The organism is Klebsiella sp. 2019SCSN059, assembly GCF_021739525.1.
GTDB classification, from domain to species: Bacteria; Pseudomonadota; Gammaproteobacteria; order Enterobacterales; family Enterobacteriaceae; genus Klebsiella; species Klebsiella quasipneumoniae.
In genome coordinates, this window is the sequence record NZ_JAKKOM010000019.1 from 1 (window position 1) to 15,622 (window position 15,622).

Sequence of the window (15,622 nt, forward strand, 5' to 3'; positions counted from 1 at the left end):
GACAGCGACTCTGACTCCGACAGCGACTCTGACTCTGACAGTGATTCGGACTCTGACAGCGACTCGGATTCCGACAGCGACTCGGACTCTGACAGTGACTCTGATTCCGACAGCGACTCCGACTCGGATTCCGACAGTGACTCGGATTCTGACTCCGATTCTGACTCCGACTCGGACTCTGACAGCGATTCAGATTCCGACAGCGATTCGGACTCTGACAGCGACTCGGATTCCGACAGCGACTCGGATTCCGACAGCGATTCGGATTCCGACTCCGACTCTGACTCCGACAGCGACTCTGATTCAGACAGTGACTCGGATTCCGACAGCGACTCGGATTCGGATTCTGACTCCGACTCGGACAGCGATGCGGACTCCGACAGCGACTCCGACTCTGACAGCGACTCGGACTCTGACAGCGATTCGGATTCTGACAGCGACTCGGATAGCGATTCCGACTCTGACAGCGACTCGGACTCCGACAGTGATGCGGACTCCGACAGCGACTCCGACTCGGATAGCGATTCCGACTCTGACAGCGATTCTGACTCTGACAGTGACTCGGATTCCGACAGCGACTCCGACTCTGACTCCGACAGCGATTCGGATTCTGACAGCGATTCTGACTCTGACAGCGACTCGGACTCTGACAGCGACTCGGATTCCGACAGTGACTCGGATTCGGACAGCGACTCCGACTCTGACAGCGACTCTGACTCCGACAGCGATTCGGATTCTGACAGCGATTCTGACTCCGACAGCGACTCCGACTCTGACAGCGATGCGGATTCTGACAGTGATTCGGATTCCGACAGCGACTCGGACTCCGACTCGGATTCGGACTCTGACAGTGACTCCGATTCAGACAGTGACTCTGATTCCGACAGCGACTCGGACTCTGACTCCGACTCGGACTCTGACAGCGATTCTGACTCCGACAGCGACTCGGACTCTGACAGCGACTCCGACTCTGACAGCGACTCGGATTCTGACTCCGACTCGGACTCTGACAGCGACTCGGACTCTGACAGTGACTCCGACTCTGACAGTGACTCTGATTCCGACAGCGATTCGGATTCTGACAGCGACTCGGATTCTGACAGCGACTCCGATTCAGACAGTGACTCTGACTCGGATAGCGATTCCGACTCCGACTCTGACAGCGATGCGGATTCTGACAGTGACTCGGACTCGGACAGCGATTCGGATTCTGACAGTGATTCTGACTCCGACTCCGACAGTGACTCGGATTCAGACAGCGATGCGGATTCTGACAGCGACTCGGACTCTGACAGCGATTCAGATTCCGACAGTGATTCGGATTCCGACAGTGACTCTGATTCGGACAGCGACTCGGACTCCGACAGCGACTCGGACTCTGACAGCGATTCAGATTCCGACAGTGACTCGGACTCGGACAGCGATTCAGATACTGACAGTGATTCGGATTCCGACAGCGACTCGGACTCTGACAGTGACTCTGATTCCGACAGCGATTCAGACTCGGACAGCGACTCGGATTCTGACAGCGACTCTGACTCCGACAGCGATGCGGACTCGGATAGCGATTCTGACTCCGATAGCGACTCCGACTCCGACTCTGACAGCGATGCGGATTCCGACAGCGACTCGGACTCTGACAGCGACTCGGACTCTGACAGCGATTCTGACTCCGACAGCGACTCGGACTCTGACAGCGACTCCGATTCTGACAGCGACTCCGACTCTGACAGCGACTCGGATTCTGACAGTGACTCGGATTCTGACAGCGATTCGGATTCTGACAGTGACTCGGACTCCGACAGCGACTCCGATTCGGATACCGAACCGCAGGCAAATGATGATACCCATACCGCGGCTATCGATACCGTAGAGGGCAATCTTAACAACGTGACCGGAACCGCAAGCCAGCTGCTCGGCGTCTCCTTACTCAATACGGTGGATGTCTCCCTGCTGGCGGCAAACTCAACGAAGTTCTCGGTTAGTGAAGGAACAACTGAGGACGTGACGATAGCTGTTACCGGTTCAACGTTGCTGAGTCTACAGTCGGTACTGGCACTGGTGGGACAACTGGTGGGAGGTGCTTCATCTATCACCGCCGATCTGTCGATAGTGAATACCGACACCGGTGAGGTGGTGCAGATTATTCCGGATGCCGTGAGCCTGACGCCATCTCTGGCGCTGCTCAATCTGGTTTACTCCGGCAGCGCGACCTTCAGCGACCTGCCGGCAGGGAACTACGCGGTGGTGGTTTCTTCACCACAGGCTTCCGGCGCGCTGGCCGCAGTGGTTGATGAACTGGCTTCAGCCAATCTGCTGTCGGTGGCGCAGGCGACGATCACAGACTCTACGCAGTACACCTCGACGGTAATTGCCGGCAACGTGCTGACTGCAGATGCAGGCGGTGATGTCGCAGACACCGGGGATGGCATTACGGTAAGCAAAATCGCCTCCAGCATGCAGACCACGCCGCTTGATGTGACGTCTGAAGGCGTTGTGATCAACGGTCTTTACGGCCAGCTGACGATCCATGCGGACGGCAGCTATACCTATAAGGCGACTGGCGATGCGGACGCTGTTGGCCAGGCTGATGTCTTTACCTACACGATAGTGGATGAGAATGGTGATATGGCGACGGCCACGCTGACAATTAATATTGTGGCAGGAAGCGATACCGGTGAGTCAGATGCTGATGCGGACAGTGACTCCGACAGTGACTCCGATTCCGACAGCGACTCCGACTCTGACAGCGACTCGGACTCCGACAGCGACTCTGATTCTGACAGTGATTCTGATTCAGACAGCGACTCCGACTCTGACAGCGATTCCGACTCTGACAGCGATTCTGACTCTGACAGTGACTCGGATTCAGACAGCGACTCGGACTCCGACAGCGATGCGGACTCGGACAGTGACTCTGATTCCGACAGCGACTCCGATTCTGACAGCGACTCGGATTCCGACAGTGACTCGGACTCTGACAGCGATTCGGATTCTGACAGTGACTCGGATTCTGACAGTGACTCGGATTCTGACAGTGATTCGGACTCTGACAGCGATTCGGATTCTGACAGCGACTCCGATTCGGACAGCGATTCAGACTCTGACAGTGACTCCGACTCGGATAGCGATTCTGACTCCGACAGCGACTCCGATTCCGTTGAGGCAATACCTGATACTAATAGTTCTGAGATTATTCAGCAGTACGGCAACCTTAATGGCACTGAAGGCAATCTCTCGCAACTGGTTGGTGTCTCGCTGTTGAGCACGATTAATGTGTCGCTGTTGTCTGGCAGTAGTTTCCGCTTCAACGTGGATAACAACACGACAGAAGATATGACGGTTGATGTCAGTGGCGTTTCTCTGCTTTCAACAGCAGGACTGTTAACGTCGATAGTCAATCTGCTGGGGGCGGGAAATACGCTGACAGCCGATCTGTCGGTGATTGATATCGCTACGGGACGCGTTGTTGCTATCGACCCGGGGAGCGTGAGTATTAGCGCAACCTTGCTTGGTGGGTTGGTCTATAGCGGCACCGCTTCCTTTGAGAATCTGCCTGCTGGTAACTATGCGCTGGCGATATCCTCACCCAATTCTGATGGGGTGCTGGTGAGCCTGATCAACACGCTGGCAGGGGCAGGCGTTGCCACCTTCGTTGAGGCAACGGTAACAGACTCGCTCGGTTATAGCGGAAGTACCGTTACAGGCAACGTACTGGAGGGATCCGACAACGGCGATATGGCCGATAGCGGTACCGATCTTACGGTAACGTCGGTAACGGCCACCACTGCCGCAGGCGAGACTGTCTCCGTGGATGGCGGCACAATATCGGTAACCGGTGCTTACGGTGTCCTGACTATTAACGCTGACGGCAGCTATAGCTATCAGGCATCAGGTAAGGCGGGGTCAGCAGGTAATGCAGATGTATTTACCTACACCATTACGGATGGTAATGGACTGCAATCCACCACGACCCTGACCATTAATATTGGTCAGGAGATCGAAACCGCCCAGGCCAACCCTGATACGCAGGCTTATTACGTCGGCAATGTCGAGGATAATCTTGATATTCAAGGGGGCAATGTCGTTCAGGTGGCGGGCCTGTCGTTACTGAATACCGTGAATGTCGCGCTTCCGACTAATGGCTTTAAGTTTACCGTGGCCGAGGGGACTGAACAGGATGTGACGTTAGGCGTTTCGGGGTCTACCGCCCTTAGCATCGCGCTTGGCGCTGTCACTCTGGATCTTATTCTGGTCAATACCGATACGAACCAGATTGTCGGGGTCATTAAGGATGGAATTACAGCAACGCCGACAGGTCTCCTTGGATTAAGCCTTGAGTATGCGGGGGGAGGAGAGTTCGAACGAATTGGCGCCGGTAACTATATGGTCGTTATTTCGTCACCCACCACAGGAGGGGTGATCGGCTCGATTCTGAATCTCAACTTGGGCACCAGTATTAGTATGGAGGTGACTGATTCGGCCAAATATGTGACGGGTAATGTTCTGCATACTGATAGCGATGGTGATGTCGGCGATACCGGAAACGGGATTACCGTAAGCAGCGTCCAGTTTGGTTCGCAGATAGAAACCGTCACCCCTGAGGGCGTCACTATAAATGGCACCTGGGGAACGCTGTTCATCAAGGCGGACGGTAGTTATAGCTATCATGCCAATGGTACAACGGGCGCCGGTCAAAGCGATGTCTTCACCTATACGATAGAAGATGCGTTGGGTCAGACTTCATCGACTACGTTGACGATGAATATTGAATCGACACCGGCGGTGGCGATAGATGATATCGTTTCCCTGTCGGCGCCGACGGCAATGCAAGCGGCCACCTGGACGCAAAGCGTCAGTAATCTTGCGGTGACGAACGCTGCGGTACAGACTGGCGCGACCTCGGCGGTGAAAGTAACAAGCCAGAACTTTACCATCGCGGAAGGCCGGGAGGTGGATGGGGCGTCTATCACTCTCAACCTGAGTGGTAACCGAACCAGTGGCCTTTCACTACTGAATGGCGATCTTTCCGGAACGGTCACGTTAATCCATCATGTGACCGTTGGCGGAGTCACGACAGATGTCACGGTGTGGACGGGGCCTCTGGAGATGGCCCTCAACGGTACCCTCTTGAGCCCGGGGGCGGATTCGGCTACCGCGACGCTAAACCTGGTCAACGGCAGCAACCCGGTACAACTGGCGGCAGGTGATTATACGCTGAGTATTAGTCATACGATGCAGGCTGGCCCGGCGATGACCTACAGCCTGTCAGCGAGCGTGACAGGAACCGAGATCCATACCGATGCGCATCTGACGGTCGCGCAATCCGTGGCAGGCAATATTCTCGACGGTTCCGATGCGAATGGCACACCGGATACGCTTGGTTCGCTGCATAGCGGCTTTACGATAAGTGGCGAAAATAATCTGGGCGTCGTGACCAACTGGACCTTCCATTCGGATGGCACAGTAACTAACGATACGGGGACCAGCGCCTCTAATGGAAATGCGGTGCTGTATGGTGAATATGGGATCCTGACCATTAATGGGGAAGGAGGTTACACCTATCAGTTGAACAATGGTGTCAATACCGACGCCATAACGGCTAAGGAGACGTTTACCTATACCCTTATCAGTAGTGATGGCAGTAGTTCGACGGCGAACCTGACCATCGATCTGCATCCGCAGATCGCCGGCAGCGTCAATGACGATAGCGTTCACAGTACCGCTTACGATGATACCTTCAGCATGGGAGTGGGAGCCGATACGCTGGTTTACAACCTGCTGGCGGATGACGACACAGGAGGCAATGGTAGCGATACCTGGAGCGATTTCTCAGTCGCGCAGGGAGACCATATCGATATTTCGGCGCTGCTGGTCGGCTGGAATGGTTCCAGCGATACGCTGGGTGACTATATTACTCTGAGTTATGTTGGCGGAAATACCGTGGTGTCTATTGATCGCGATGGTAACGGTGGAACCACTCATCAACCTGCGACGTTGATCACGCTACAGGGGGTCCATATCAATTCGCTCGATGAGCTGATTGATACCAACAATTCGAACTAAATATGTCAATGGGAATGGTGGCACAGGGATGTGCTGCCGTTATGGCTTTTGCCAAAAAAGGAGAAAGAAAAAACAAACCCGAGAACGACGGGCTATTGTTAAATAAAAGGAATGATGCGGAAAGAGTATATCCATATTTTCAGTGTGCTTTCTGAAAGGTAATTTTATGCGTCTATTTCAAAAAAAAGGGATGGTCAACGTTTACAGGTGCAGCACTATTTTCCTGTCAATAAGCATGGTATTAACGGTTGAGGCAGAGGAGCTTTCCTTTCCGCCCACCACTATCAGTACCCAGAGATTAAACGATAGTCAGCAGATTGCCGGATATAGCGAAGATCTTATCAATCCTGAAAGTCATCTGGCCGGTCCAGTGGATATTGCCACGGCGGTTAAATCAGCAGTCAACTGGCATCCAGCTATCACTCAACAGGTGAGTAAGCTCCAGGAGCAGGTGCAAAAAGTTGATGTAGCGAAAGCCAAATATTATCCGCAGGTCAATGCGGGTATGAATAATGGTTATAGTAATACCTACTCTGATTCAGGATATTCCCCTTCATTAGTGGTTTCTGTTTCGCAAATGCTGTACGACTTTGGCAAAGTCTCCAGCTCGGTCAGAGCGGCGGATGCCGCTGTTGCCCAACAGCAGGCGATGGTCATGCTTAATATCGATCAAGTGGCTCATGATACCGCGGGTGCAGTGGTACAGATGCAGGGTTATCAAAAGCTGGTGAAAATAGCTCAGGCCCAGGTGGATTCGTTAAAACATATTGGCGATCTTATTCGCCAGCGCAACGACGCCGGCGCAACATCGCTTTCAGATGTGGTGCAGACGGATACCCGCGTAGAGGGCGCGCAGGCAACGCTTATTCAATATCAGGCGGCGCTGGAGCGCTGGAAGGCAACGCTGGCGACTTATCTTGGTCTCGGGAGTATTACCTCCGTAACCGAAAGCGTACCGCAGGCGATGGATGCTGCCTGTGGCGTAAGTAAAATCGATTACCGAACCGTACCAGCGGTGCTCGCGGCTTTGGCGCAGGCTACGCAGGCGCAGGCGCAGTTAGATAATGCCACCGCGCAAATGTTGCCAACTATCTCGCTGGAACCTCAGGTAACGCATTACCTCAATGATAATTACGCCAACAGCGCGGTTTTAAATAAAACTCAGTATTCGGCATGGGTAAAAGTTGAAATGCCGATCTATCAGGGCGGGGCACTCACCGCTTCCCGCGAAGCGGCGCAGCAAACGTTATCTGCGGCTAATGCCGGGATCAGAAACGCGCAACTCGATGCCAGCCAGAAGTTAAGCGCCTCCCGCGACGAGGCGGTAAATCTGAAACAATCTATCGCCATCCAGCGCCGCCAGCAATTACTTGGCGAACAAACTCGCGCTCTGTATCAGGATCAATATTTACAGCTTGGCACGCGTCCGTTACTCGACCTGCTCAATGTCGATCAGGAAATTTATCAGGCGCAATTCAATCAGGTATTAACTGAAGCGCAACTGCGAAATCTGGAACTGGACTGTCTGTTCAGTACGGGGAAAATGCGCGCCGTTTTTGCTCTGGATAACCAAAGAATTCAGGGTGTGGAGATTCGACCATGAGCGAACAACGCCAGCGCAGCGATATTCCCCATTTGCAGGATTGGGCTAACGCTATGGCTTTTGTCGCCAGCCATTATCGGCAAAGTTACTCGCCGGGTACGCTCCATGCCGCGGCGGAGTGGGCGACGCAAAAAACGCTGCCTGATGCGCTTAAACATCTCTGCCGCCATGCCGGATTGCATTGCCAGTTTCTGAATGGCAATGACCGGAAAATGTCGGCCTGGCGTCTGCCGCTTGTGGTACAGCTCAAAGATGGTCAGATTGGCATTATTGAAAGCTTCGATCTGCATAATTCCGTCGGGATCCGTTTTGTCAAAGAGCTGACTTTACTAAGCCACTGCCCGCTTGACGCCTTATTAGATGAGATTGAATTCACCGTGGCTTTTCGTCCGGCCTCGCCGGAGAAAGATATTAGAACTGAAAGCTATCTCTCTCGCTTTCAGCCAGACTGGCTGCGTAAAATCGTTTTAAAAGATTGGCGTCCCTATCTGCATGTCATGCTGGCATCGCTGGCGATTAATATTTTGGCATTAGCCGGCATCCTGTTTTCTATGCAGGTATATGACCGGGTGATCCCTGCTCAATCTTATCCCACTTTATATGTCCTGTTCAGCGGTGTATTAATTGCCGCCCTGTTCAACTTCATGCTGAAAATTACCCGTGGACACGTCACGGATCTGTTAGGCAAACGTGGAGATATCCGTATCTCCGATCGCGTGTTTGGTCACGCATTGCGGCTGAAAAATACGGCGGTTCCACGCTCGACAGGCAGCTTTATTTCCCAAATTCGCGAGCTTGAACAGGTACGGGAAATGATGACCTCGACCATGATGACGGTCATTGCCGATTTGCCTTTTTTCCTGCTTTTCCAGCTTGTGTTATTTATCGTCTCGCCATGGCTGAGCTGGATTGCGCCTGTTGCGACTATTCTGATGCTATTGCCGGGATTGGTACTGCAGAAAAAACTGGCCGAGCTGGCGAACAAAAATCAGCATGAAAGCATGCTACGCAACGCCATTTTAGTGGAAAGCATTCAGGGGCTGCCGGATATCAAAATGATGCAGGCAGAAAGCCGTTTCCTGCAGCAATGGAACAGCTATGTGGCAATTACTGCCGAATCGGGAGTGAAAACCCGCAAAGTCACTCATGGCCTGGTGAGCTGGGGCATGTCGATTCAGAACCTGTTGTATGCCACCGTCGTAGCGGTAGGGGCGCCACTGGTTATTAATGGCGACATCACGACTGGCGCCATGGTGGCGGCATCGATGCTGTCCAGCCGAATGGTTGCTCCGATGACGGCCCTCTGCGGCGTACTGGCTCGCTGGCAGCAGGTGAAAGTCGCGAAAGCAAGCCTGGATAATTTAATGGCGCTGCCGGTAGAGGGCGGGCTGGATGAACCGCGGGTCCACCGAGCGGTTCTGCACGGCAATTATGAATTCCGTAACGCCGAGTTTCGTTACGGCAAAGACAATGGCCCCGCACCGCTGCGAATTAAACAACTTTCTATTAAAGCCGGAGAAAAAATAGCCGTTCTTGGGCGCATAGGCGCCGGAAAATCGACGCTATTGCAGGCGATGATGGGCAATGTCGAGCTGGCGTCAGGCGAACTTCGGCTTGACGATCTTTCGCTGCCACAGATCGATCTTGCAGACATTCGCCGTAACGCCACGCTACTGACTCAGGAGGCGCGGCTGTTTCATGGAACATTAAGGGAGAATCTGACGCTGGGGCGGCCAATGGCGAGCGATGATGAACTGGTGAAAGTGCTTGAACTGTGTGGTGCGCTGGAGTTCGTCAACAAACTGCCTATGGGTCTTGAACATGTGGTGATGGAAGGGGGACTCGGGCTCTCCGGCGGACAGCGGCAGTCCCTGTTGCTGGCGCGCTCGCTCATTCGCGACCCTAATATTATTTTGCTGGATGAACCCACCTCATTTTTTGATGAACGAACAGAAAAAGCGTTCGTCGAGCAACTGGCGTGCTGGGCAGGAGAGCGCACGTTAATCATCGCCACTCATAAAGCAGCAGTGCTCAATATCGTTGATCGTATTCTGGTTATTCAGGATGGTCAGTTAGCGCTGGATAAACCGAAGGCGACCGTATTTGAGCAGGAAAAAGCGCGCGCTCAGGTGGTGAACATATGAATAAACCCAGTACTGCAATTTTCCCGCGAGTACAGGAACCGGATCCGGTTGCCGCGATGGCTGATAACGAGCGTGATGAGGCTGAACTGGTTAATTCGCGACGCCTGATCGCTTTACTGGCACTGCTGTTGGTTGTCACAGGCGTATGGGCGTGGTTCGCGACGCTCGATGAAGTATCCACCGGAACCGGAAAAGTGATCCCCAGCTCGCGCGAGCAGGTGTTGCAAACGCTGGACGGCGGGATCTTAACTGAGTTGCACGTTCGCGAAGGCAGCCGGGTCGCCGCAGGTCAGGTGGTCGCACGATTGGATCCCACCCGCAGTGAATCCAATGTTGGCGAGAGTCAGGCTAAATATCGCGCGTCATTAGCCGCGAGCATTCGCCTGACCGCAGAGGTTAATAACCAACCGCTGATTTTTCCGCCATCGCTGAAGGCCTGGCCGGGGCTGCTGGCGGAAGAAACTCGCCTCTATCACAGCCGCAGGGAGCAATTAACGAAGTCTATGCGGCAACTGGAGCAGTCGTTGTCTCTGGTAAATAGCGAGCTGGCGATAAATGAAAAGCTGGCTAAGACCGGTGCGGCCAGTAATGTCGAAGTACTCCGTTTGCGTCAGCAGGCCGCCGATATTGAATTAAAGAAAATTGACCTTAACACTCGCTACTATGTTGATGCCCGCGAGCAGTTGTCGAAAGCTAACGCGGATGTCGCCAGCCTTGCCGAAGTGATTAAAGGCCGGGCAGATTCAGTGGCTCGGCTGACCGTGCGCTCGCCGGTGCAGGGGATCGTCAAAAATATCAAAGTGAATACCATCGGCGGCGTTATCGCGCCAAACGGTGAGCTGATGGATATTGTACCCATCGATGGTCGATTATTGATCGAAGCGCGTATTTCGCCGCGGGATATTGCATTTATTCATCCCGATCAGAAGGCACTGGTGAAAATTACCGCCTATGATTATGCCATCTATGGCGCCCTCAATGGTGTTGTCGAAACTATCTCTCCGGACACGATCCAGGATGAGGCAAAACCTGACGTCTACTACTATCGGGTATTTATCCGAACCGATCATAACTATCTGGAAAATAAACGCGGCAAGCGTTTTTTAATTGGCCCGGGGATGATCGCCACTGTTGATATTAAAACCGGTGAAAAGACCGTAATGGATTATCTGGTGAAACCATTTAACAGGGCGAAAGAAGCACTGAGAGAAAGGTAACACCCGCTAGCTGGCTGTATGTTTGGTGAAATTTTCAACGTATGGAGATTTGAGATGGCATTAAGCGATTTATTACAACAGGCTTGCTTTCAGTGCAAGCCATTAAAAACGACCGCATTGCCTGCCGATTATCCTGGATGGGTCATCTTTTTTAGCGTCAGTGACGGAAAGCAGCGCGCGCATGTCCAGGTATCGACCGCCGCCAGTTTTGATCAAGCCTGGTTAACCGGCGCCAGAGCGCTGCAGGAGTGGCGTAAAAAGCAGGATAATGAACCGCAATGGTTACGAATTGACATTGTCGATAGCGTAGAAAAACTCACCTGGGAAAATCTGCAAAAGAAACTCAATATCACTAAACGCAATTACTTCCGCTTCGGGATCTCTTTTGATACCCAATTTACGCAAGCGATCCTTGAACAGGAAATTGCGGCGAATGCGTTACTTTATGATGGCGACAATGGCGTAGCGGCGCCAAATGACATCAATCTGGAAAATTATGGTCAACGGCGGTTTAAATGTAGTTTGAACTGGCCGAGCGAGCCTCAGCAGATATTATGGCGTTTTAAAACGCGATCGGTGTTTTGCGATCGTAGCGGTGCCAAACTCATTGAACATAGCGGCCGCAGTTCCGGCTACCGCGTTATCGATGATGAATGGCAAAAAAACTATCTGCCCGAGGTGATTAAAAAGGGGAGCGACTATCTGGCTCGCCAGGTTAAAAAAGATGGGCTCTATTATTACGGTTGGTTTCCCTGCTTTGACCGTCCGGTACGTTCCTATAATGCTCTGCGCCACGCCAGCTCAACCTATTCGCTGATTGAAGGATGGGAAGCCACCAGGCAGCCGCACCTGCGTCAGGCAATCGATCGGGCGATTGGTTACCTGGTCAACAATCTTATTGCCGTTCGTACGCTTGCCGATGGGCGACAGGCCGCGTTTCTTTGCGATGTCGAAAATGAAATTAAGCTTGGCGGGAATGCGGTCAGTATTCTGGCGCTGGTAAAATATACCGAAACGACGGGTGACCGACAATATCTGGACTTGTTGTCGCAACTGGCCACCGGCATTGCCTTTATGCAGGATGCGCAAAGCGGTGAGTTTGTTCATGTTCTTAACAGCAACGATCTCTCATTGAAAGCCAAACATCGCATAATCTATTACGACGGCGAGGCGGCATTTGCCTTAATGCGTTTGTATCGTTTGACGCAGGCGCCGCAGTGGCTGTCCATGGTGGAGAAAGCATTTGAATACTTCATTCGACAAAAACACTGGCAGCATCACGATCACTGGTTGAGCTACTGTGTTAACGAATTGACGCGTTACCGCCCGGAAGAGCGTTATTTCCGTTTCGGGCTGGATAACGTGCGCGATCATCTGGATTTCGTGCTGCAACGCGTAACAACCTATCCGACGTTACTGGAATTAATGATGGCGGCGGCGGAAATGATTGCGCGTCTGGATGCCTCGTCCGAACAGCGCCATTTGCTCGACAACTTTGATAAAGAGAAGTTTTATCAGGCGCTGGAGTCGCGGGCGCGTTACCTGCTGGATGGTTTCTTCTGGCCGGAACTGGCGATGTTTTTTAAAAATCCTGCTCGTATCGTCAACAGCTTCTTCATTCGACACCATAGCTACCGCGTGCGGATTGATGATGTAGAGCACTATCTGTCTGGTTATATTGCTTATCAAAAGTATTATCAGGCTGCCAACACACGTCAGCAATCGCCAATCGCGGCGCCGCCCGCACCTCGGGGAACGACCATTTTTTTGTTAGAGAATCTGCGCGACGTGGGTAATGGTATTGAGGTAGCGGCTTCCCGGCGAGCAAGGCTGTTTGTAGAACATTTACAAACTGTTCCCTGGCTTATTACCGCGATGTGGGATCCCGAACTCAATGAGACGGTAAAAGCATTGAAGGCGCGGGGAGCGCTGCCGGAAGCGGTCCCGGTTTACAATCTGTACCATGCTTTGGTGTCGTGTCTGAAGAGCGGGAAAATCATTCCCCTACCTGCGCTTAAAGGGGAGATCGAACTTCGTCAGGCTGTAGCGCCAAAAGCAGAGGCGACGGTCGGTAAAAATAACTATCAATTACGCCCGCAGGGGCAACTGGTGGAGGATTATGTTGATAGCGCGGGAAACGTTTTGCTGCGTAAATATTTTGACGTGAAGAAAGCGAACCTGCAGATAGCCCGCATGGATCTCGCGCTACCCGGTGGAGAAATAAAATCCTTCAGCCAACAGGAGGCGTTTTTTTCCTGGATGCTGGAAATGATGCTGCCCGCAGCGGGCAGCTGGCATTTTATCGTCGATAAAAACAAAGCCTGGAAAGAATTCGTCTGCTCGCAACCGGCACAGCGGATGAACTGCACGGTTAGCGCAGTCATCCACTCTCATCATCAGTTGCTAAACGGCGGGATAAAAGCTTCATACCGTCATTTACTGGAACAACCGCAACGGGTGGATCGGTTAATCGTACTTACCGACGAACAATGGCAGGATTTACAGCAGGAGGGGATCCCCGGCGATCGCCTGGTGGTCATCCCCAATCATATGGATGACAGCAAAATTCCGGCTGACCCGCAAAAGGAACCCTCGGAAACAGTCATCTATCTGGCGCGTTACTCTGAAGAAAAACAGCATCTGATGCTTTTTAACGCGTTCCGTAACGTAGTGGCGCAATGCCCTGATGCGCGGCTACACACTTATGGCGTCGGTCCGCTTCGCCGTAAACTCAGCGAGCAGGTTAAGGCGTGGGGATTAGAAGAGGTCATAAAAATCAATGGATTTACCTCGGATATTGCTGCTGTCCATCGCCGCGCTTGCTGTACGGTACTCTGCTCAAATCAGGAGGGGCAATCCCTGTCGGCGGTCGAGGCAATGGTCTATGGCACGCCGTTAATTAGCTTTGCTATAAAATATGGGCCGCGCGATATTCTGCAGGATCGTCAGGCCGGGATCCTCGTACCTTACGGCGACGAAGAGGCGCTGGCCGCGGCATTAGTTCAGGTCATCTCCGATAAGGCGTTACAAAAAGAGATGCAGGCCGCCGCCATCCGCAATGCACGCCGTTATTACGCCAGCGCGATAGCCGGGCGCTGGGAGAACTGGTTACAGCAAAATGAGCAGCGAATGAAGGGGCTGGAGGAGAAGCCGGTCAACGTGGTTTCACTCAAACAACGTGTCGTGTGAGAACGTTTCCGCCCTGGTAAAATTAATTCGCTGGGGCGGACTACATCCGGAGAGGCGGTACCTTGCGATATAGCAGAACAGGAGCGGCATGCTGCGCCATATATCTTTTCGCGGCGTTTTGTTTGCCTTCCGCAGTGGCTAATGAAATGGTGCAGGAATCCCGCTGCGTCAAAGGTTCGATATTGCTTAAACATCGCCTCGAAAAAGAATATGTTGAAGATGATTTCCATATTTTTTATAGCCTGCAAGGGCGCGACGCGCTCAAATATCAGTACGACAGTTCAGGCAGTGGCGTCCCTGATAGTATCAAAGATATTGCTGTGCAGCTGCAGGCCGCCAAATATCTTTATTCCCATGTGCTTGGCCTCCGCTTTCCGTTACAGCAAAAGATTTATGCTCAGGCCAGACAAATCAATGTCTATGTATTGCAACTGCCGAAGGGGAATGGTCTGGCTTTCGATCGCGTGGCAGCAGAAACCATGAATGACGGCAGGCAGCTGCCTTGCGGTTTAAAGTTTGTATTGAATGCCGCGCTGGAACCGGCGCGTAACATTACCCCTGCTCATGAATTTTTCCATCTTTATCAGTATGGCTATGCCGTCTTTAAACAAACATGGTATCTGGAGGGCATGGCGCGGTGGATGGAAAACAGCTTTAAAGCCCCGGAGAAAAATACCCGGCCGCGCTTTCCGCTTCCTGATTGCGAAAGTAATTTTACACGCGGTTATAACGCCGCGAATTACTGGGCAAGCTTTGCGCAAGCGCACTTTTCTAATATCACTATCCCCGCAGCAGCACAGCGTTTCCGTTACAGCGATGGTTCGCCGGTCTTGATAGCACAGCAAGTGAAAGGGGGGGCGATGTTAACGCCGTTTTTTAATCAGCTGGCGCAGGGGAGCGCGGTACAGTCGCGGCAGTTAAACCTGGCGAATACCCGCTGGTCAGAAGCGCAGCAGCGCAGCCCCGAGTTTAATGAGACGATTTGTCAGACGCTGGCCGCCGTGGTTGGGGCGAAAAAATAGGCTATAAAGCAAAACGCCGCCCTGAGGGCGGCGCGGGTAGGCTAGTTACGCAACCTGGGCGCCTGCAACTGCTGACGAATTGTTTTGGCCAGCTCGTCGAGGGACGGCTGCTCCGGATGTTCGTCGCGGGGTTCGCTGCTCAGCTGCGCTTCTGCCAGATAGGTGTGGATGGGTTGGCCATCATCATCTTCCATCACTACATGGTACCAGGGGGCCGCGCGCAGTTCGTCATTGGCGGCAATTTCATCCTCTTCCGGTTCCGCGAGCGAGTACTCGGGATCGACATCGACGATGACGCCCAGGTAGCCCAAGAGCGTATGGCGGACCTGTTGGCCGATACCGAATTTGCTGGCTATCATAGGCACCTCCTGGGAAACATGA

Annotated in this window: 7 protein-coding genes; 6 read left to right on the forward strand and 1 reads right to left on the reverse strand. The window is 52.8% G+C overall.

The window, feature by feature from the left end:
- The first annotated feature begins 1,890 nt into the window (after positions 1 to 1,890).
- The 6 genes from L2I46_RS18355 to L2I46_RS18380 all read left to right on the forward strand — a co-directional run bounded on the left by L2I46_RS18355 (position 1,891) and on the right by L2I46_RS18380 (position 15,241).
- Complete coding sequence (locus tag L2I46_RS18355; protein WP_409201482.1) at positions 1,891 to 6,066, forward strand: beta strand repeat-containing protein; 4,176 nt, start codon at positions 1,891 to 1,893, stop codon at positions 6,064 to 6,066.
- A 166-nt stretch (positions 6,067 to 6,232) separates the two neighbouring features.
- The gene (locus L2I46_RS18360; RefSeq protein ID WP_044522009.1) at positions 6,233 to 7,669 is read left to right on the forward strand and encodes a TolC family outer membrane protein; all 1,437 of its coding nucleotides are present in this window, start codon (positions 6,233 to 6,235) and stop codon (positions 7,667 to 7,669) included.
- Positions 7,666 to 9,813 (forward strand): type I secretion system permease/ATPase, encoded by a 2,148-nt coding sequence (locus L2I46_RS18365; protein WP_236948127.1) that lies wholly within the window; start codon positions 7,666 to 7,668, stop codon positions 9,811 to 9,813. Before L2I46_RS18360 ends, L2I46_RS18365 begins: the two co-directional genes overlap by 4 nt.
- Complete coding sequence (locus tag L2I46_RS18370; RefSeq protein ID WP_064154780.1) at positions 9,810 to 11,030, forward strand: HlyD family type I secretion periplasmic adaptor subunit; 1,221 nt, start codon at positions 9,810 to 9,812, stop codon at positions 11,028 to 11,030. The genes L2I46_RS18365 and L2I46_RS18370 overlap by 4 nt, the downstream gene beginning before the upstream one ends.
- A 54-nt stretch (positions 11,031 to 11,084) precedes the next feature.
- Complete coding sequence (locus L2I46_RS18375) at positions 11,085 to 14,219, forward strand: glycosyltransferase (RefSeq protein WP_236948128.1); 3,135 nt, start codon at positions 11,085 to 11,087, stop codon at positions 14,217 to 14,219.
- Positions 14,220 to 14,365: 146 nt separating this feature from the next.
- The gene (locus L2I46_RS18380; protein WP_105491106.1) at positions 14,366 to 15,241 is read left to right on the forward strand and encodes a peptidase; all 876 of its coding nucleotides are present in this window, start codon (positions 14,366 to 14,368) and stop codon (positions 15,239 to 15,241) included.
- Positions 15,242 to 15,282: 41 nt separating this feature from the next.
- Here L2I46_RS18380 and hspQ read toward each other — a convergent pair whose 3' ends face one another.
- Positions 15,283 to 15,600 (reverse strand): heat shock protein HspQ, encoded by a 318-nt coding sequence (hspQ, locus tag L2I46_RS18385; RefSeq protein WP_023289058.1) that lies wholly within the window; start codon positions 15,598 to 15,600, stop codon positions 15,283 to 15,285.
- Positions 15,601 to 15,622 lie beyond the last annotated feature (22 nt).